This is a genomic window from Microcoleus vaginatus FACHB-2002 (genome assembly GCF_040004035.1).
GTDB classification, from domain to species: Bacteria; Cyanobacteriota; Cyanobacteriia; order Cyanobacteriales; family Microcoleaceae; genus Microcoleus; species Microcoleus vaginatus_C.
In genome coordinates, this window is the sequence record NZ_JAMPLN010000014.1 from 143,816 (window position 1) to 162,664 (window position 18,849).

Sequence of the window (18,849 nt, forward strand, 5' to 3'; positions counted from 1 at the left end):
TACTTTCCTGTTTGTGCAGAGGCTAGTTTCTGGCGATCGGACTCTATTCTTTCATCAAAACTTTACTATTGTCCGGCTTGTATCTTATACTACGCAAGTGTGAAATATTAAGGAGTCTTAACAAAGATGTCGGAGGCAGGACGGCCGCTGACAGTGCCGAAAGAGTTTCTGAGTCCTCCCGGTGACTTCAATCCGACACTGCTGCTGTTTTTGAGTGCAGTAGCGATTATCGTGATTTCTAACTTGGGTTTCTGGTGCTGGGGATGGCCGCAGTGGTGCTGTTTTTCGCTGAACGTGTTGGCTTTGCACATGGCTGGAACTGTGATTCACGATGCGTCTCACAATGCGGCCCATCGCGATCGCACGATCAATGCTATTTTGGGACACGGTAGCGCGCTGATGTTGGGTTTTGCTTTCCCGGTGTTTACGCGGGTACATATGCAGCATCACGCCCACGTTAATGACCCAGATAACGATCCAGACCATTATGTTTCGACGGGCGGGCCTTTGTGGTTGATTGCTGCAAGGTTTTTTTACCACGAGATTTTCTTTTTTAAGCGCCAACTGTGGCGGAAATACGAACTATTGGAATGGTTTCTCAGCCGTGTTTTTGTGATCGGGATCGTGTATATCTCGATTCAGTACGACCATTTAGGTTACGTGCTGAATTTTTGGTTTTGTCCTGCTATGGTGGTGGGGTTGGCCTTGGGGTTATTTTTTGATTATTTGCCGCACCGTCCGTTTCACGATCGCGATCGTTGGAAAAATGCCAGAGTATATCCTAGTCCTATTCTAAATATCTTGATTTTGGGGCAGAATTATCATCTGATTCATCACTTGTGGCCTTCTATTCCTTGGTACAATTACAAGCCTGCTTATGAGGCTGTGAAGCCGCTGTTGGATGAGAAAGGTTCCCCTCAAACTTTGGGAATATTGGAAGGGAAAAAGGACTTTTGGAGTTTTATATATGACATTTTTTTAGGGATTAGGCTGCATCACAAGAAGGCGTCTGATTGACAAAAAACCCGGTTTCTTTGAGAGGCCGGGGGTTTTTTTGTATGGCAGAAGGAAGAAGGCAAATGCAATTGGGGGTAATGGTTTGAGTAGGGAAACGGTACTGCCTTTGGTGGTGTCAACTTAAGCTTTTAGTCCGCCAGTCGTCCCACCCGGCACTCCGCCAGGGAATGAATTCCCTGTCTCATAGCTAAAGTCCTCTCAAAGAGGACTGAAGAACTCATTAGTCCTCTTTTAGAGGACTTTCACTTTGAGGCAGGGGTTTCAACCCCTGACGGACTATCGGTTTTACCTTAAGTTGACACTACCAAAGGCGCTGCCGCCACTCCTCCCACCCGGCACTCCGCCAGGGAATGAATTCCCTGTCTCATAGCTAAAGTCCTCTCCAAGAGGACTGAAGAACTCATTAGTCCTCTTTTAGAGGACTTTCACTTTGAGGCAGGGGTTTCAACCCCTGACGGACTATCGGTTTTACCTTAAGTTGACACGACGAAAGGTACTGCCGTCTCCTGACTGTGGGTAAGATTAATTTCGATGCGACGGGATTTGATATCAATCCCCTGTTGGGGAAGTGGTAAAGAAGCTAAGTAGGGGCCCAGAAACCGGGTTTTTTTACGAAAATATGTGGTTGTAGTCCACAGATTCGGTAAAAAACCCGGTTTCTTTCGTCGGAGTGCATAAATTCTGGCGTTGCAAAGAAATGGAAAAATTTCCAGCAGATGTAGTTTTAATCCCCTCTTGGGGAAGTGGTAAAGGAGACCTACACAAGGCTAATTAAGGTTGGAACAGCTCTTAACGTTTCAATCCCCTCGCGGGGAAGTGGTAAAGGAGACATGGATCGTTGATAATACCAACCGACTGATAGCGTTTCAATCCCCTCGCGGGGAAGTGGTAAAGGAGACGAGACATGATTACTACAAAAAGTTATACGACCAATATGGTGTTTCAATCCCCTCGCGGGGAAGTGGTAAAGGAGACAAGTGTACAAGGATCAGCCATTCTCCCAACCGAGGATTGTTTCAATCCCCTCGCGGGGAAGTGGTAAAGGAGACTTGGTTGAGGATATGCTCAATTTATCAGTACTACTACATGTTTCAATCCCCTCGCGGGGAAGTGGTAAAGGAGACTTGTTTTTGACATTGACAGTACCTTCTGCTGCAATTTTATTTGTTTCAATCCCCTCGCGGGGAAGTGGTAAAGGAGACTAGAAAAATTATTTGCAAAACCATCCTCAAATAGTTTCAATCCCCTCGCGGGGAAGTGGTAAAGGAGACAAAAAACGTGCTTTCCTTGGGCGTCACAAGCACCAATGTTTCAATCCCCTCGCGGGGAAGTGGTAAAGGAGACGTTTTGTTCGTTCTCGCTTTCTTGTCTCAACCTCAGGTTTCAATCCCCTCGCGGGGAAGTGGTAAAGGAGACCAACTGACCAAAAAGTGCAGATGAACGTGACCGGAACACAATGTTTCAATCCCCTCGCGGGGAAGTGGTAAAGGAGACGTTGCAGGATATTCCGAAGTTGAGTTTGATAAATTTTTGTTTCAATCCCCTCGCGGGGAAGTGGTAAAGGAGACTTAAACAAGATCCCAGGGGAGGAGATCATCCAAACGTTGGTTTCAATCCCCTCGCGGGGAAGTGGTAAAGGAGACGTTTGAAACTGGTTCTCCTGGAAAGGCTTATGTACACCTTGAAAGTTTCAATCCCCTCGCGGGGAAGTGGTAAAGGAGACTGCTACAGGCATTTTTAAATGTCTATGCGGCTCAAAGTGTTTCAATCCCCTCGCGGGGAAGTGGTAAAGGAGACAAGCGGAGTCTCCGTACACCCAGATATTGTTACATATTTAGTTTCAATCCCCTCGCGGGGAAGTGGTAAAGGAGACTTGGGTACCAAATTTTCAGTAGAATCTTACCGAGAAAGGTTTCAATCCCCTCGCGGGGAAGTGGTAAAGGAGACGCAAGAAAAACTCCTCCAAGAATTTGGAGATAAGGTGTTTCAATCCCCTCGCGGGGAAGTGGTAAAGGAGACACAAAGTAATGACAGACTCCGAAATCTCGTACAAGATGTTTCAATCCCCTCGCGGGGAAGTGGTAAAGGAGACTTCCAATTTCTAGTCCGACAAATCCGTTTGAAACAACAAACGTTTCAATCCCCTCGCGGGGAAGTGGTAAAGGAGACGAGTTGGTGTATTTCAAGCCTTATCTAAATTTGAGAAGGGTTTAGAGTTTCAATCCCCTCGCGGGGAAGTGGTAAAGGAGACCTCTATTTCAAAAGACGACAGAGCCTTTCTGTACTTCTAGTTTCAATCCCCTCGCGGGGAAGTGGTAAAGGAGACTTTTTCAGATTAATGGAGATGACGAGGAAGAAGATGGTTTCAATCCCCTCGCGGGGAAGTGGTAAAGGAGACTTTTACGAGTCCCAGTTCCGTCGGAAGTGGGTGACGTTTCAATCCCCTCGCGGGGAAGTGGTAAAGGAGACGAAAAGTGGATGTCCTTGCAAAAAGAAATGAAGCAACTAAGTTTCAATCCCCTCGCGGGGAAGTGGTAAAGGAGACTAAAGCTATTGAGTCTGGAGAAGAGATTACAATAGAATGTTTCAATCCCCTCGCGGGGAAGTGGTAAAGGAGACAGTTTGGAAAATCCAGACGACGTTCTACGCTTTGTTTCAATCCCCTCGCGGGGAAGTGGTAAAGGAGACACTTTAAATCTTTTAAGAGTCGTTCGGGCAACTAAAGTTTCAATCCCCTCGCGGGGAAGTGGTAAAGGAGACTGGCAAGGGTTGACGGTCGTTTTAATAATCATACCTTCACGTTTCAATCCCCTCGCGGGGAAGTGGTAAAGGAGACAGTTAGAACTCATTCAAGAATGGGACGCTTACAAAGTTTCAATCCCCTCGCGGGGAAGTGGTAAAGGAGACTATGGAACCCCTTCTTGCTTTGTTAACCACTGTCTCGTTTCAATCCCCTCGCGGGGAAGTGGTAAAGGAGACTTAATTATTCAGGGAGAAACAGACCATGACTTTGGAGTTTCAATCCCCTCGCGGGGAAGTGGTAAAGGAGACTTGAAAGTTTCAATTCCAGTGCAAAATATTATAATTATTGTTTCAATCCCCTCGCGGGGAAGTGGTAAAGGAGACCCTACTCAACCTGCGCCTGTTACTACAACCCCGTAGTGTTTCAATCCCCTCGCGGGGAAGTGGTAAAGGAGACCAGCGTCGACAAGACAACTGGCGAACGCACTGGTCTGAAAAGTTTCAATCCCCTCGCGGGGAAGTGGTAAAGGAGACTCTTCCTAGGATTTGAGTAATAAACCACTAGTTTTGTGTTTCAATCCCCTCGCGGGGAAGTGGTAAAGGAGACCTACTACTGGACCGAAACCGAAGACGGGCAGGAATGTTTCAATCCCCTCGCGGGGAAGTGGTAAAGGAGACAACTCACAAAAGACAGAAGAAATTCGTGTTTTAGTTAAGGGTTTCAATCCCCTCGCGGGGAAGTGGTAAAGGAGACAACCCATAACCACCCAGATTGGGTGAGGTGCGGCAAGTTTCAATCCCCTCGCGGGGAAGTGGTAAAGGAGACAAGAAAGGGGGATAAACGAGAGAAATAACCAAGAGTTTCAATCCCCTCGCGGGGAAGTGGTAAAGGAGACTCACTATTGTCCTTTGTGAAGCTTTTGACTGAGTAAGTGGTTTCAATCCCCTCGCGGGGAAGTGGTAAAGGAGACTTTCAATCAATCACCTTACGAGGATTTCTACCATGTGTTTCAATCCCCTCGCGGGGAAGTGGTAAAGGAGACGTCCGCAGAGTGCCGGGTCAACCATCGTGACTGATGGAGTTTCAATCCCCTCGCGGGGAAGTGGTAAAGGAGACTTTTTTAGACAGTTCAGAATCGTCATCGCGGTGGGGTTTCAATCCCCTCGCGGGGAAGTGGTAAAGGAGACAAACAAAACTGGACTTTTGTTAAATGTTGGGGAGTTTCAATCCCCTCGCGGGGAAGTGGTAAAGGAGACTGGATCTAATGAGAGCGTGGATGCACTTTAGTTTCAATCCCCTCGCGGGGAAGTGGTAAAGGAGACCAGTTAAGTCCAAAACTGAAGGGAAAGCTTCTTGAAAAAGTTTCAATCCCCTCGCGGGGAAGTGGTAAAGGAGACTGTTCGGCCAGGGAGCCTTACCCAGAAAGGGTTTCAAGCCTCAAATCGACGCACCATTTTTCACCTGTCAATAAGACCGTAAAACCTGCAATAAGCTCAGTTGCTTGCAAGCCGTAACCGTTGGTATCAGAGTAATCGACGCACCCCAACGAGAAAATCAGGGTTTTGCCGATCGCCCGAGGTGCGTCGATTGCCTTTCTGCGACACTGAAACTAGCCGCAGATCCAAAAAAAAACTATGCAATTTTCAACGTTCTGGAGCGATCGAGCTTTGCAACTCGCAAACTCACCATACACCTTAACCTGCAACTTGTCAACCCCTTGAGAGTAAAATCGGACGAGAACCTTTTTGGAGTTGTCGGGGCGACAAAATCCCAGAAACCGGGTTTTTGCGGTTTTCGTCGGCTGTAAGGCATCTTCTGAGGAAAAAACCCTGTTTCTCAGAAGCCGTGAGTCTACGAGTGTTTGACTTTTTGAGTTGTCGGGGCGATCGACTTTCACAATCGCCAAGTCTAATTTTCCCCAGCCACCGCCACCGCTAAATTCCTATCCGGGCGCAAATTTTGAGCTTCCCGCAAATAAGGATGATAAATTTCAACGTGTGCCGGCCAATTGACGTGAATTAAAAACCGAATGCAGCGTTGCAAAGCACCTTCAACGTGCATTTGCTGTACGTCCAACAAAGGAACATTACACCAGTGAGGACGTTCGCGGGCGATCGCAGCCGGAAACACAGCATCTAAATCACGAGTAGCAGAAAACGTAGCACTAATAATTAAATCTGGATTTATATCATTTTTTGCTTCTAATTCATCTAATAATTCTCTCACCGCTTCTCGAATTGCTGCCACCGAATTCTCGCTAGCAGTAGTTGCCCCACGAATACCCCGCACTTGCCACTCCACGCAAATTTCCTCCATATTTTTGTTATTAGTCATTAGTCATTAGTCATTAGTTATTAGTCATTAGTCATACTAAATTAGGCTTAAATACCCACTTTATTTCTTAGTCCCCGCTTGAGTGGACTTCGTTTGTGTAGTTTGACCTCGAACTCGTAGGCGAAGCCAGCGCGAAGCGCTTATGACAGGCGAAGCGCCACATTGGAGTTTGAGGTCAACAGATTTCAATCGCCCAATCATCCAGGGAGTAACTAATGACTACTGACTCCTGACCAATGACTAATTTATTGAATCACGGGCGATACATCCACAGCGGCAAACCGCTAGTAGAAAGCTCGAATTCCAGCACATTATTGTAAGCTGAAAGCCCGGATATATCCAGACTACTCCCCAAGACGCGATTTAGGAAAGGTTTTTGTTTTTCTAGCGTGCAAGACTCGGTTTTTTCCGGGTCCAGGCCTGCGAGTTCGGCGGCAAGGCGGCGAGCGTCCTCTTCTGTTCCCAGTCGATCGACCAAACCCAATTCTAAGGCTTGCTGACCCGTAAAAACCCGACCGTCGGCAAAACTTTTCACTTTCTCAACAGGCAATTTCCGGGCTTCCGCAACGGTTTCCACGAATTGCTGGTAGCTGGTGTCGATCAAGTCTTGCAGAATTTGCTGTTCCGGATCGGTCAATCCTCGATCGAATGCCAAGATATCTTTATACGGGCCAGATTTAATCACCTCAAAAGAAACGCCTACTTTTTCTAACAGCCGTTCTATATTGTTACCCCGGATAATCACGCCAATGCTGCCAGTAATTGTACCGGGATTAGCAACGATATGCTCGGCTCCCATGCCGATGTAAACTCCGCCAGAAGCAGAAATATTGCCGAAACTGGCGACAATTTTGACTTTTTCGCGCAAACGCTTCAGCGCGCTGTAAATTTCCTGGGAATCGCCCACAGTGCCGCCGGGGCTGTCTATCCGCAGCAGCAAGGCGGGAAATTTGCGTTCTTCAACGGTTTTGAGAGCTTCTAGGACTCGTTTGCGGGTTTCTCCGGCAATGGCTCCGGTGATTTCGATACGGGCGATTTGTTTGCGGTAGCGGGGCTTGAATGGCCAAATCATGGGCAGTGTACAGGCAATGTTACGGATTTGTGTAGCTAACTTCTTATAGTGTGCCTTATTCATCGGGGTAGATGCCCGTTCCAGATTGTTCGCAACAGGCAAGACGCCTGTTCCACCTTGATTTTGTGGAACAGGCATCTTCCCTGTTCATAATGGCCGAGATTTGTGCGATCGAATTTAACTCAACAGCGATATATAATTGTAAAAATTGCTTAACAAAACTACATCATTCTCGTGAGAGCCACTCTCATCAATTATTTGGAGTCTCCGCCATGCAGCTAAAGCTTACCGATTCAAAACTGCCTTTTGCCCCGCTGTTGCTCATTGCGCCGTTTTTCCTGTGGGGAACCGCGATGGTAGCGATGAAGGGGGTGATGCCGCACACAACGCCGCTGTTTGTGGCTGTCGTGCGTTTGATACCTGCGGGTGCGTTGGTGCTGCTGGCGGCGGCATTCATGGGAAAACCGCAGCCGCAGGGTTGGAAAGCTTGGCTGTGGATTTCGCTGTTTGCTTTGGTTGACGCTACTTTGTTTCAAGGCTTTTTAGCCGAAGGTTTGGCGAGAACCGGTGCCGGCTTGGGTTCGGTGATGATTGATTCTCAACCGCTAGCAGTGGCGATTTTGTGTTTGTGGCTGTTTCAAGAAAAAATTGGTTTTTGGGGCTGGTTGGGATTAGTTATTGGCGTTGCGGGCATCAGTTTGATCGGGTTGCCCGATGGCTGGATTTTGGGGCTTTTTCATCCTGAAAACAGGCAGGTTTCTGCGGGTATCGAACAGTTATTTCAGGGTGGAGAATGGTTGATGCTGTTGGCTGCTTTGTCGATGGCTGTGGGTACGGTTTTGGTGCGCTGGGTTTGCCGTTATGTTGACCCGGTTATAGCGACTGGTTGGCACATGATATTGGGCGGTTTGCCGCTGTTGGCAATATCGGCGGCCACTGAGTCTGAACAGTTTGTGAATATCGATTTTTCGGGCTGGATGGCGTTAGGTTATTCTACTGTGTTCGGAAGTGCGATCGCCTACGGTTTATTCTTTTATTTTGCTTCTACCGGCAGTCTAACAAGTTTAAGTTCTCTTACCTTTCTTACGCCTGTATTTGCTTTGCTATTCGGCAATTTGTTTTTGGGCGAAGTGCTGAATCCGCTACAATCGATGGGAGTTGGGCTGACTTTGGTGAGTATTTATTTGATTAACCAGCGGGATACTTTGGGTGAGAAATTGAAGAAAGTGCGGCACGGTGAAGCGAGTGCAGAAGTTAAAGCAACAGGATTGTTAGAGCCGTCTGAGTTGAATTCTGTAGAGTTACCCGTGCAGTTGCGGGTTAGCGAAATGGAATCAGAAGTTTAGCACTTTGAGAAATTTAGGGAGAATTGGTTAATTCTTGAATTAACTGATTTGGAGTTACAATCCTAGGAGTAGTAACCGGAAAATCTCGCGGGTTGCGGGTGACAATGGCATCAATTCGATTGATTACAGCAGTGCTGTACTGAATCGCATCTTCAAAATCCTTGAAGTTGCAAGTTAATGCCATTGAAATAACAGAGTTATCTACTGTTGCGACTTGACAAATTGTGGCTAGCTGCCGCAAAAAATCCAGTGTCCAATCGCGGCCTGTGTCTCTGCGGATAATATAGTAAAGGTCGCTAAAAGTTGAGGCTGAAATATAGCCTTGAATTTGTGCTTCTTCAACAAAAGTTAAAATGCGATCGCTCTCAGCAAAGAAAAGTTCTCGTTCGAGTGCAACATCTACTATTATATTGGTGTCTATCAGGAGTTTCACAAGTTATGTTTCTCCTTTAAATATTCCCATTTTGCTTGTTTGTCTGGATCGTCAAAATCCAGCGGTTCCGGTACAGCATCTCGCTCGAATAAACCTTGAAATGCCTTCACGTTAGTTTTAAACTTTTTTTGAGGTGCTTCAGGTGCGATCGCACTTTCTGAAGCGCTGGCTTGTTTAACCGTGTCAGCTAGCTGCAAGACGATGATTTCCACGTCTCCCGGTGGCATATTCACGGGTTCAACAACTACCAAGTTGCCAGTTGCATCGATTTTACCTCTAAGTTTGTATGCTTGCATGGTAATCTCCGATAACTATGTTTCTATTATATGACATAATAACTTGCTTCATTACCAATTCTCTTCATCACCAATCTTAATGTCTCTGCTTTGAATCTCTTCTATAAAAGTTTTTAAACTGGGATTTTCTGCGTAATGCTTCATCAAAACTTTATGCTTGCGATATGGTTCTGAAATTATTCGATAATATTCAGGATTTTTAGCATCTATCCTAAACTTGTGTTTTTTATCAACTTGCGGATTTAAAGCCTTGAGACAGTTCTTAACTTGAGATTTTTTCTTTTTGTCGGTATCATAATACAGTGGAAGTAACCAACACTCAATAGAATGTACGGAGATTGCAAATATAATTTTTTCTAGATTATTGCTGTAAAAATTATCGCCACTCGCACCCCTAAACTTTTCAATAACTTTTTCAATTAAATGCTGAGGAGTAAATTCACCGTTTTCATCTAGCTTGGGGATATTATAATCGTCTGAAACATCAGTATCTATTTGGATAATGATATAGTCAATAAATTGCAATGCTTCTTGAAAATCTCTTGACTTACAATAATCAAAAACTAGAGTCCAGCCGCCGTATGTGGATTTATTCTCATTGTCTTTATCTCTTTCTGGTTGAAGTTGTCTGATATCTAAATCTGAACTATCGAAATATCCAGCTAAAATATTCTCAATAACAATCTGGTCAGTAAGTCCCTCTGTAACCAATCCAAAACTAATCATATTAAAAATTTTTAGGAAGTCCGCCGATATAGCCCCTCAAAAACGCCTCTGATAATTTTACAGGTTCTTGTCCCTCTAGAGGTTTAGGTTTGAGAATGCGTCTAGCTTTAGTGTAACCTAATTGGTTGCGGGAAATCACAAACAGTCGCTGTTCGTCATCATCTAAATCCAAACCGTCCAAAACTGCCGGGTTGTGAGTGGTAAAAATTACTTGTTTGTCGTGTTTTTTTGCTAATTCGACTAATTCTTGGATTAATCGGCGGCATAATCTGGGGTTGAGAGAAGCGTCAATGTTATCTATTGCCAAAAATTTAGGCGTGATATCGCTAATAAATAAAGCGAAGTAAAAAAGCAAGAATAAAAAGCCTTCATTAGAACTTCTTTGATCGAAGTAAGCTAAATCTGGATCTAAGTATCTATCTTTAATTTGGAGAGAGTTTTGAATACTTGATAAATTGGGAGGAGCTTCAAAATCTTGAAACCAATCTATCAATTGCAGTTTTTTCTTGATTTCATTAAGCTGCTCCTGGTTATCTGAATTCAAAACTTTTAATAGTTTAAACAAGCCTTCTCCATTAATCCCTAATGGTTGAATTTGCCCTTCTTTTTCAAAAGTACGTAAGGCGAGATTTTCAGGAGAGTAAATGATAAATTGCTGTATTTGAAGTGTTCTGATATTTGTTTTGCGGCTAGATTGATATTGTTCATTTCGGCTGTCTAAAAAACTATTATATTCCCAAGCAGGAAGCTGCCTATATGCTTTTTCTAAATTACGTTCGTATTCTGAAACCCCATAGTAAAAATGATTTCTCCATCGAGCATAGGGTGTATTATCGTTATTTAAAATAAAGCTTATTTTTATTGTGTCATTATTTGCTCTAATTTCAATGCTGATATCTTTATCTAAATTTTCCTTTTCAAAAGCCGATCGCATAAATTGAGGTTCTGTCACTCTGATGCCCCGAGAAGCTAAAAACTCGTTATCCAGCTTGTCATCAGCCGCAGCAGAAGCAAGGGCGATCGCCTCCAAGATATTGCTCTTGCCGCAACCATTTTCGCCAATCAATACGGTGACTCGTCCTAATTCTAGCTTCAGCTTTTGAATGGACTTATAATTTTCGATTCTGACTTCTCCAATCATAATTCAATCCCATATAATCTTACTGTACTAATTGTATCTCCGATCGCATGAATCTCAAAGAACGCTTGCACAGCCATCTGATTCAAATTGTACGCGATCGCAACCCATACCTCGCATCCGAAGGGCATTTTTATGCCCAGCAATACATCCGCGAACAGTTGGCACAGTGGGGAACTGTAGAAATTGACGATTTTTCCGTGCGCGGCCGAATTTATCACAATTTGATTTTGGATTTACCCCCCTTAGATCGGGCGAGTAAGAAGCGGTTGCCGCCGATCGTAATTGGTGCTCATTACGATACTGCACCCGGATCGCCTGGGGCCGATGATAATGCTACGGGGGTTGCTGTTTTGCTGGAACTCGCAAGGGATATCGCATCTGGGCCGCTCAAATATCCAGTGCAATTAGTCGCCTTCGATATGGAAGAATACGGTTATTTGGGAAGCAGTCATCATGCAGCTAAATACAAGCAACAGCAAAAGTCAATCCGGTTAATGATTTCTTTGGAAATGTTGGGTTATTGCAACCATAATCCTAATTCTCAAAGCTATCCCGCTGGCTTGAAATATTTTTATCCAAATAGTGGCAATTTTATTGCTTTAATTGGCACTTTGCGGACGGTTCCCGATTTGATTAATTTGAGTGGCAAAATTCGCAAATCTGGTCAGCCCTGCGAGTGGCTGCCGGTGCCGAATCGAGGTTTAATTGTGCCGGATACTCGCCGCAGCGATCATGTTCCTTTTTGGGATAATGGTTATCCGGCTATTATGGTGACTGATACTGCTAATATGCGAAATCCGCACTATCATCGAGAAAGCGACAGGATTGAGACTTTGGATTTGGATTTTCTGGCTGGTGTTTGTCAGGGGTTAGTCAAGGGCATTCGACATCTATAATTAACATGATCTAGGGCCTGTTAGTTTGATTGACCATAAATTATGACTTTTATGACTAGAAATTATGAATTTTATGAATTGACTCGAACAGAAATGTGGTGAATAATTGTAAATTAGTTAAGCAAAAATTTCACAAAAAATAGATATGAATCCTACTTATCCCGATCGCACTCGCTGGCAATTTTGGATCGATCGCGGTGGCACTTTTACCGATATTGTCGCCAACAGCCCCGACGGTAAATTAGTCATTCACAAGCTGCTGTCGGAAAACCCAGAACGCTACACTGACGCCGCAGTGCAAGGAATTCGCGACATTTTGGGAATTGCCGCAGATGTTCCCATACCCGCCGCCGAAATTGAAGCGATTAAAATGGGGACGACGGTAGCGACAAATGCTTTGCTGGAACGAAAGGGCGATCGCACAATTCTGTTAATTACTAAAGGTTTCGGCGATGCGCTGAGAATTGGCTATCAAAACCGCCCGAATATTTTCGCGCGTCACATTGTTTTGCCCCAGATGCTGTACGATCGAGTTATTGAAGTTGCCGAACGCTACAGCGCTCAAGGTGAGGAGTTAACTGCTGTCAATCCCGAGTTTATCCCGTCTTTGCAGCAAGCATACGATGAGGGAATTCGCAGTTGTGCGATCGTATTCATGCACGGCTACCGCTACTCGGAACACGAAAAACAAGTTGCTAAAATAGCCAGAGAAATTGGCTTTACTCAAATTTCAGTATCTCACGAAGTCAGCCCGCTGATGAAATTAGTTTCGCGGGGAGATACTGCGGTTGTCGATGCTTATTTATCTCCGATTTTACGTCGATACGTCGAACAAGTAATCAGTCAGTTAATCGAGGCAGATTCCGGGAACGAGGGATTATTAATGCCCAATGCCCAATGCCCAATGCCCAATGCCCAATTCCCCACATTAATGTTCATGCAATCGAACGGCGGCTTAGTGGACGCGGCACAATTTCAAGGAAAAAACAGTATTTTATCCGGGCCTGCTGGGGGAATTGTCGGTGCTGTTCAAACGAGCAAAAAGGCAGGTTTTGATAAAATTATTACCTTTGATATGGGCGGAACTTCGACAGATGTTGCCCATTTTAACGGCGAATACGAACGCGAATTTGAGACGGAAATTGCTGGGGTGAGATTGCGATCGCCCGTGATGGCAATTCACACTGTAGCAGCCGGCGGCGGTTCAATTGTCTTTTTTGACGGGGCTCGCTACCGCGTCGGGCCGGAGTCTGCAGGGGCCAATCCTGGGCCCGCTTGCTATCGCAAAGGCGGCCCCTTGACGGTGACTGATTGCAATGTGATGTTGGGGAAAATTCAACCGGATTTTTTCCCGAAAGTATTTGGATTGAATGGAGATTTGCCGATCGCCCCTGACGTAGTAAAGCAAAAATTTGGGCAATTAGCGGGGGAAATTGGGGGCGAGAGGACGGTCGAAGAGGTGGCGGAGGGTTTTTTGGCGATCGCTGTGGAAAAGATGGCAAATGCTGTCAAAAAAATCTCGCTTCAGCGCGGTTACGATGTTTCGGAGTATACATTGTGCTGTTTCGGCGGTGCGGGCGGCCAACACGCTTGCGCGATCGCCGATGCTTTGGGGATGAAACGGGTATTTATTCACCCTTATGCGGGTGTGTTGTCCGCTTACGGTATGGGTTTGGCTGATGTGCGGGCTATTCGCGAAAGGGCGATCGAGCAACAATTAAATGCAGAATTATTACCGGATTTACATCATATTTTAACCGAATTGGAGGCTGAGGGAAAGAGGGAATTGAACCGCAGAGGCGCAGAGAACACAGAGAATGGGTCAGAGGTTTTAGTTGTTAGCAAGTTGCGCTTAAAATATCAGGGAAGTGACTCTGTTTTGGCGGTTAATTTTGCTGACAATATTGAGGCGATGCAGGCTGAATTTGAAGCAGCCCACCGACAGCGTTACAGTTTTATTATGCCAGAAAAACCGCTGATTGTGGAAGCGGTTTCGGTGGAAGTTGTAGAAAGAATGGATGTGCCGGAAGCCTCCACAATTTCCCCCTCTGGTGGCACGGGCATCTTGCCCGTGCAACCAATTTCAACGGTGCAAACCTATGTTGCTGGCGGGTGGCGGGAAACGCCTGTTTATCACAGAGACGATTTGCGATCGGGCGACTGCATAGAAGGCCCTGCTATGATTGTTGAAGCAACGGGAACTAATATCATAGAACCGGGCTGGGAAGCGGAAATCACCGAAAATAACGATCTAATTTTGAACCGCAGATGCACGCAGATGGACGCAGATAATATCGGCGTTCATTCGCGTTTATCTGCGGCTAAATCAGATCCGGTTTTGCTGGAAATTTTTAATAATTTGTTTCGGGCGATCGCGGAACAAATGGGCGTCACATTACAAAACACAAGTTCCTCAGTCAACATCAAGGAACGCCTCGACTTTTCCTGTGCAATTTTCGACAAAAACGGGCAATTAGTTGCCAACGCCCCCCACATTCCCGTACATTTAGGCTCGATGAGCGAAAGCGTTGAAGCTTTAATTTTAGCACAAGGCAATGCGATTCAACCGGGCGATGTTTATGTTTCTAACAATCCCTACAACGGCGGCACGCATTTACCAGATATCACCGTGATTACTCCAGTATTTGATCCGGATTCCTCCCTTCCTTTGTTTTATGTTGCCTCGCGGGGACACCACGCCGACATCGGCGGCATTACTCCCGGTTCCATGCCTCCTAACAGTACAACAGTAACTGAAGAAGGTGTATTGCTTGACAATTTCCTGTTAGTAAGCGAGGGCAATTTTCGAGAACAAGAATTACTAGAAATTCTGACATCGGGTAATTTTCCTGTTCGCAATTCCGCTCAAAATATAGCCGATTTGCAAGCACAAATTGCTGCTAACAAGCGCGGCGCAGAAGAGCTGAGCAAGATGGTAGAACATTATGGATTAGAGACTGTGCAAGCTTATATGGGCTTCGTACAAGACAATGCGGAGGAGTCGGTACGCAGGGTAATTGATGTTTTGCAAGATGGCGAGTTTACTTATCCGATGGATAGTGGCGGACAAATTAAGGTAGCGATTACAATTGACAAATCTGCGCGCAGTGCAAAAATAGATTTTACTGGCACTTCAGGTCAACAAACCAACAATTTTAATGCTCCCGCTGCGGTGTGCAAAGCCGCTGTTTTGTATGTTTTTCGCACGTTGGTAGATGACGATATCCCTCTGAATGCGGGCTGTTTGAAACCTCTCGAAATCATCAATCCCGAAGGCTGTATGCTGAATCCTCGCTATCCAGCGGCGGTAGTTGCCGGAAATGTGGAAACTTCGCAGAATATTACCGATGCTTTGTATTGTGCTTTGGGAGTGATGGCGGCTTCTCAGGGAACTATGAATAATTTTACCTTTGGAAATCAGCGCTATCAATATTACGAAACAATTTGCGGCGGTTCGGGTGGTGGTGCAAGTTTTGACGGTACGGATGCGGTTCAAACTCACATGACTAATTCGCGTTTAACTGATCCCGAAGTATTAGAATGGCGGTTCCCGGTGTTGTTGGAAAGTTTTGCAATTCGGGATCATAGCGGCGGGAATGGATCTCATAGTGGCGGTAATGGAGTTGTGCGGCGAGTGCGGTTTCGGGAGGCGATGACGGCGGGAATTTTATCGGGGCGGCGGGTGATTTCTCCTTGCGGTTTGAATGGGGGTGAAGCGGGGAAAGTTGGGCGAAATTATGTTGAAAAGGTTGATGGTAAAGTTGAGAAATTGGGAAGTACGGCGACTGTGGAAATGCTGCCGGGGGATGTGTTTGTCATTGAGACTCCGGGGGGCGGAGGTTATGGTACAATTATGTAGCCGCAGTAAAATTAACTAAATTGTAGAGGTGACTGTGATGCCTGACAGTTCTTTCTTTGATGAGTCCAGAGAGAATTCTTTAGTGAAATCAGAAATAGTTGCTAAATACTTTTGGGCCTGGGCTAAAATAATGATCAAACAAATCAAAAACGCACAAGAAAAAAAACGACTGAATGACAATAAAAACCCACAAAAAAAGTCTACAGAAATTGCATATATTGATTTGTTCTCTGGGCCAGGTTCCTATCAAGACGGTACTAAGTCTACTCCACTACTTATCTTGGAACGTGCTATTGCTGATCCAGATATGTCACAAATGCTAGTAACCTTGTTTAATGATAAGGACTCAAATAATACTCAGTCTCTCCAGCAGGCTATAGAATCCATCCCAGATATAGGCAGGTTAACCCATAAGCCAATACTTTTAAATAAGGAGGTTGGAGAAGAAATTGTTCAAGCAATTAAACAAATCACTAAGATTCCTACACTATTCTTTATCGACCCTTGGGGTTATAAAGGCTTGTCACTTGCGCTAATTGGAACGCTCATCAAAGATTGGGGTTGTGATTGTATATTTTTCTTTAACTACAACCGGATTAACATGGGATTGCATAATACAGCCGTAGAGAAGCACATGAATTCTCTCTTCGGTAAAGAACGAGCAGACAATCTTAGGGGACAGCTTGAATCGAAGCAACCAGAGGAGCGAGAGTTAATAATTGTGGAGGCTATCTCTCAGGCTTTGAAAGAAATAGGTGGCTCATATGTACTCCCATTTTGCTTTAAAAATGAAGGAGGTAATCGGACTACCCATCATTTAATTTTTGTCTCAAAAAATGTTTTGGGTTATTCAATCATGAAAGAAATCATGGCTGGAGAAAGCTCTAGCGCTAAACAAGGTGTTTCTTCTTTTGAATACAATCCCGCTCCACCTAGATATCCCCTATTATATGAGCTTTACCGTCCTCTGGATGAGCTGGAAAATTTGTTGTTGGAGGAATTTGCCGCTCAGACGATGACTATGGAACAAATTTACAATCAGCATCATGTTGGCAAGCGCTACATTAGTAAAAATTACAAAGAAGCTCTTAAGAAACTCGAACAACAAGGTAAAATAATAGCAGATCCACCTGCCAGTAAACGAAGGAAGTACAAAGGAGAAATTACATTTGGAGAGAAGGTGACAGTTACATTTTTACCAAAGTAGGTGCTACTACTTTATTTGAGTTACGACTCATCCTGAAAGTGTAGCCATTGAATTGCCTTTGATGTTTATCCCATGCTTCCGGCATCTCATCCCAAATTTTATCATCCAGAAGTCGCCCACCAGCTTTAGGTGTTCTACCTCCCCATTGCTTGAAGAAAAACGCTACTTCAGCCTCCTCACACTGCTGTTGAATACTCTCAACCCATTCTGCTTGCATGGGACGGTGTTTTTGTCCAGATTCTCCCCCCACTATTACCCAATGAATGCCTTTTAAATCAATATCCAAAGCACCTAAAAGCGGTTCGCACGAGAGAAATCTGACCTTGGCAGGTACTTTTCGCAAACAATCAATCCTGTCAACGTACTTTTGATTTTCAACAGAAACTCCCATCCAAATGTTTTCATGCCAGTCTAATTTATCTGCTAGTTCGCGAAGGCGTTCGTGTCTTTTGGTCAGAATTTGATATACGTGCCAAGGAGTTTCTCGAATCACTTCAAAAACTTCTTGAAGGAATGAAAAAGGAACTTCTTCGTGAAATAAATCGCTCATCGAATTCACGAAAATGCGGCTCGGTTTTCGCCAGCGTTTGGGTTCTTGCAGCCGCTCGCGATGCAATGTTAAATCAAAACCGTTAGGAAAATTAGTGTGAAACCTTTTTGTTAATGCTTCGGCATAACAATGCGTACAACCGGGACTAACTTTATCGCAGCCCGTTGTTGGATTCCACGTTCTGTCGGTCCATTCAATACCAGTATTAATGCTAGACATACAAAGAATTTACCATTTAAATAACATTTGTAGGTGACACTGAACCAATAAGATTCACTCTACTAATTGAGGTTTATTCACTGTCATCTACAACTTAATTATATAATAAATTTGACTTTATTATCAACATATTTTTTAAGCACTTGCATCAAATGTATATCGTGTTGTAGAATCGTGCTGCACCAGCATATATTACCAAATCTATTCCAGAACAATTGTGCAAACACCTAAATTTTCCGAACTCAACCATCCTGTGGTCAAATCCCTGTTCCATCACAGCGACCAGGAATTATTGACTCTGTTTCAAAACCATCCCGATCAGGGTCGCTTCTTCACGGCGATTTTTTGCCGCTACGCTCAAATTGTACACTCCCTGATTCGCCATTCCGTGCGATCGCCCGTACAAGGCGATTACCTGTTTGCCCACACTTGGCTGCACATCTATCACGAACTGCGAGGTCTCGATTTGCGCCGCGAGATCCAAGAGTCTGATGGCGGAAATCTCAGTCTCCAAAACTGGCTGATTAATGTCACCGCAGTCTGCATAAATCAAGCTGAATTGCCCCCTGTTGAGTCGATTCACTACTCTTTGCAATCGGCTCCGCCTCCCCTGTGGTGTTACGTCAAACAAGCCTTGGAATTGTTAGCGCCGCTGCCGCGTTTAGTGGTGTTGATGGCTCAGACTTTCCGCTGGAGCGAAACTCGAATTGCAGCTTATTTGCAAGCAGAAGGCGAAGCTATTTCGCCCGCTCAGGTAAAGGCTTTACTGCAAAAAGGATATCAAACTTTAGAATCAAATTTGCCGGAGGATATTCGGGCTATTTATCTCGATGAAAATCTCGATTATCAAGAAGCACTTGTCTAGATATACACCATATAAATCCGCCCTTTCTAGTTGTAGATACTGTCTTGAACTGTCAAGGGGTCGCGAGTAAATAATTTGGGTCGAAAGGCTTTTGGGATTTTAAAATCCCAAAAGCCAAATGCACCAGTTTCCTCATCAGCGCACC

General features: G+C 44.8%; 14 protein-coding genes and 1 CRISPR repeat array. Of the genes, 7 read left to right on the plus strand and 7 right to left on the minus strand.

Annotation, left to right across the window (positions count from 1 at the left end; translation table 11 throughout):
• Positions 1 to 126 precede the first annotated feature (126 nt).
• A complete protein-coding gene (crtR, locus tag NDI35_RS14535; protein ID WP_445313353.1) occupies positions 127 to 1,017 on the plus strand; it encodes a beta-carotene hydroxylase in 891 nt (296 codons plus the stop codon).
• Positions 1,018 to 1,738: 721 nt separating this feature from the next.
• A CRISPR array of direct repeats spans positions 1,739 to 5,157; the repeat unit is 36 nt; unit sequence GTTTCAATCCCCTCGCGGGGAAGTGGTAAAGGAGAC.
• 104 nt (positions 5,158 to 5,261) lie between these two features.
• Positions 5,262 to 5,567, plus strand: a complete 306-nt coding sequence (locus NDI35_RS14540) for a hypothetical protein (protein ID WP_445313354.1) — start codon at positions 5,262 to 5,264, stop codon at positions 5,565 to 5,567.
• A 101-nt stretch (positions 5,568 to 5,668) separates the two neighbouring features.
• Here the strand turns inward: NDI35_RS14540 and aroH are convergent, their stop codons facing one another.
• Together aroH and sppA are read right to left on the minus strand one after the other, a co-directional pair.
• Entirely contained in the window at positions 5,669 to 6,094 is a 426-nt protein-coding gene (aroH, locus tag NDI35_RS14545) for a chorismate mutase (RefSeq protein WP_445313355.1), read from the minus strand.
• 253 nt (positions 6,095 to 6,347) lie between these two features.
• Positions 6,348 to 7,166 (minus strand): signal peptide peptidase SppA, encoded by an 819-nt coding sequence (gene sppA / locus NDI35_RS14550; protein WP_445313371.1) that lies wholly within the window; start codon positions 7,164 to 7,166, stop codon positions 6,348 to 6,350.
• Between the two features lie 272 nt (positions 7,167 to 7,438).
• Here sppA and NDI35_RS14555 point away from each other — a divergent pair, with 272 nt between their 5' ends.
• Positions 7,439 to 8,512: a DMT family transporter gene (locus NDI35_RS14555; protein ID WP_445313356.1), complete on the plus strand. Its 1,074-nt coding sequence runs from the start codon at positions 7,439 to 7,441 to the stop codon at positions 8,510 to 8,512.
• Positions 8,513 to 8,525: 13 nt separating this feature from the next.
• Here NDI35_RS14555 and NDI35_RS14560 read toward each other — a convergent pair whose 3' ends face one another.
• From NDI35_RS14560 to NDI35_RS14575, 4 genes are read right to left on the minus strand one after another with little or no spacing between them, the layout of a single operon-like run.
• Positions 8,526 to 8,945, minus strand: coding sequence for a type II toxin-antitoxin system VapC family toxin (locus tag NDI35_RS14560; RefSeq protein ID WP_445313357.1), 420 nt, complete (start codon positions 8,943 to 8,945; stop codon positions 8,526 to 8,528).
• Positions 8,942 to 9,241 (minus strand): hypothetical protein, encoded by a 300-nt coding sequence (locus NDI35_RS14565; RefSeq protein WP_445313358.1) that lies wholly within the window; start codon positions 9,239 to 9,241, stop codon positions 8,942 to 8,944. Before NDI35_RS14565 ends, NDI35_RS14560 begins: the two co-directional genes overlap by 4 nt.
• A gap of 51 nt (positions 9,242 to 9,292) precedes the next feature.
• Complete coding sequence (locus NDI35_RS14570; RefSeq protein WP_445313359.1) at positions 9,293 to 9,967, minus strand: phage tail protein; 675 nt, start codon at positions 9,965 to 9,967, stop codon at positions 9,293 to 9,295.
• A gap of 1 nt (position 9,968) precedes the next feature.
• Positions 9,969 to 11,108 (minus strand): AAA family ATPase, encoded by a 1,140-nt coding sequence (locus tag NDI35_RS14575; RefSeq protein WP_445313360.1) that lies wholly within the window; start codon positions 11,106 to 11,108, stop codon positions 9,969 to 9,971.
• A 47-nt stretch (positions 11,109 to 11,155) separates the two neighbouring features.
• Between NDI35_RS14575 and NDI35_RS14580 the strand changes: the two genes are divergently transcribed.
• The 3 genes from NDI35_RS14580 to NDI35_RS14590 all read left to right on the plus strand — a co-directional run bounded on the left by NDI35_RS14580 (position 11,156) and on the right by NDI35_RS14590 (position 17,070).
• Positions 11,156 to 12,004, plus strand: coding sequence for a M28 family peptidase (locus tag NDI35_RS14580; RefSeq protein WP_445313361.1), 849 nt, complete (start codon positions 11,156 to 11,158; stop codon positions 12,002 to 12,004).
• A 145-nt stretch (positions 12,005 to 12,149) separates the two neighbouring features.
• On the plus strand, positions 12,150 to 15,863 hold the full coding sequence (locus NDI35_RS14585; RefSeq protein WP_445313362.1) for a hydantoinase B/oxoprolinase family protein: 3,714 nt from the start codon (positions 12,150 to 12,152) through the stop codon (positions 15,861 to 15,863).
• 37 nt (positions 15,864 to 15,900) lie between these two features.
• Positions 15,901 to 17,070, plus strand: coding sequence for a three-Cys-motif partner protein TcmP (locus tag NDI35_RS14590; protein ID WP_445313363.1), 1,170 nt, complete (start codon positions 15,901 to 15,903; stop codon positions 17,068 to 17,070).
• On the opposite strand, the gene NDI35_RS14595 is transcribed toward NDI35_RS14590, so the two are convergent.
• Positions 17,051 to 17,839 (minus strand): DUF5131 family protein, encoded by a 789-nt coding sequence (locus tag NDI35_RS14595; protein ID WP_445313364.1) that lies wholly within the window; start codon positions 17,837 to 17,839, stop codon positions 17,051 to 17,053. The two genes, NDI35_RS14590 and NDI35_RS14595, sit on opposite strands and share 20 nt — an antisense overlap.
• 217 nt (positions 17,840 to 18,056) lie before the next feature.
• Here NDI35_RS14595 and NDI35_RS14600 point away from each other — a divergent pair, with 217 nt between their 5' ends.
• Entirely contained in the window at positions 18,057 to 18,704 is a 648-nt protein-coding gene (locus NDI35_RS14600) for an RNA polymerase sigma factor (protein ID WP_445313365.1), read from the plus strand.
• The last annotated feature ends 145 nt before the right edge of the window (positions 18,705 to 18,849 follow it).

What these genes read in the sequence shown, in the direction of transcription:
- crtR (WP_445313353.1), top strand. Translation starts at nt 127, where the DNA reads ATGTCGGAGGCAGGACGGCCGCTGACAGTGCCGAAAGAGTTTCTGAGT.
- aroH (WP_445313355.1), bottom strand. Translation starts at nt 6,094, where the DNA reads ATGACTAATAACAAAAATATGGAGGAAATTTGCGTGGAGTGGCAAGTG.
- sppA (WP_445313371.1), bottom strand. Translation starts at nt 7,166, where the DNA reads ATGATTTGGCCATTCAAGCCCCGCTACCGCAAACAAATCGCCCGTATC.
- NDI35_RS14555 (WP_445313356.1), top strand. Translation starts at nt 7,439, where the DNA reads ATGCAGCTAAAGCTTACCGATTCAAAACTGCCTTTTGCCCCGCTGTTG.
- NDI35_RS14565 (WP_445313358.1), bottom strand. Translation starts at nt 9,241, where the DNA reads ATGCAAGCATACAAACTTAGAGGTAAAATCGATGCAACTGGCAACTTG.
- NDI35_RS14570 (WP_445313359.1), bottom strand. Translation starts at nt 9,967, where the DNA reads ATGATTAGTTTTGGATTGGTTACAGAGGGACTTACTGACCAGATTGTT.
- NDI35_RS14575 (WP_445313360.1), bottom strand. Translation starts at nt 11,108, where the DNA reads ATGATTGGAGAAGTCAGAATCGAAAATTATAAGTCCATTCAAAAGCTG.
- NDI35_RS14580 (WP_445313361.1), top strand. Translation starts at nt 11,156, where the DNA reads ATGAATCTCAAAGAACGCTTGCACAGCCATCTGATTCAAATTGTACGC.
- NDI35_RS14585 (WP_445313362.1), top strand. Translation starts at nt 12,150, where the DNA reads ATGAATCCTACTTATCCCGATCGCACTCGCTGGCAATTTTGGATCGAT.
- NDI35_RS14590 (WP_445313363.1), top strand. Translation starts at nt 15,901, where the DNA reads ATGCCTGACAGTTCTTTCTTTGATGAGTCCAGAGAGAATTCTTTAGTG.
- NDI35_RS14595 (WP_445313364.1), bottom strand. Translation starts at nt 17,839, where the DNA reads ATGTCTAGCATTAATACTGGTATTGAATGGACCGACAGAACGTGGAAT.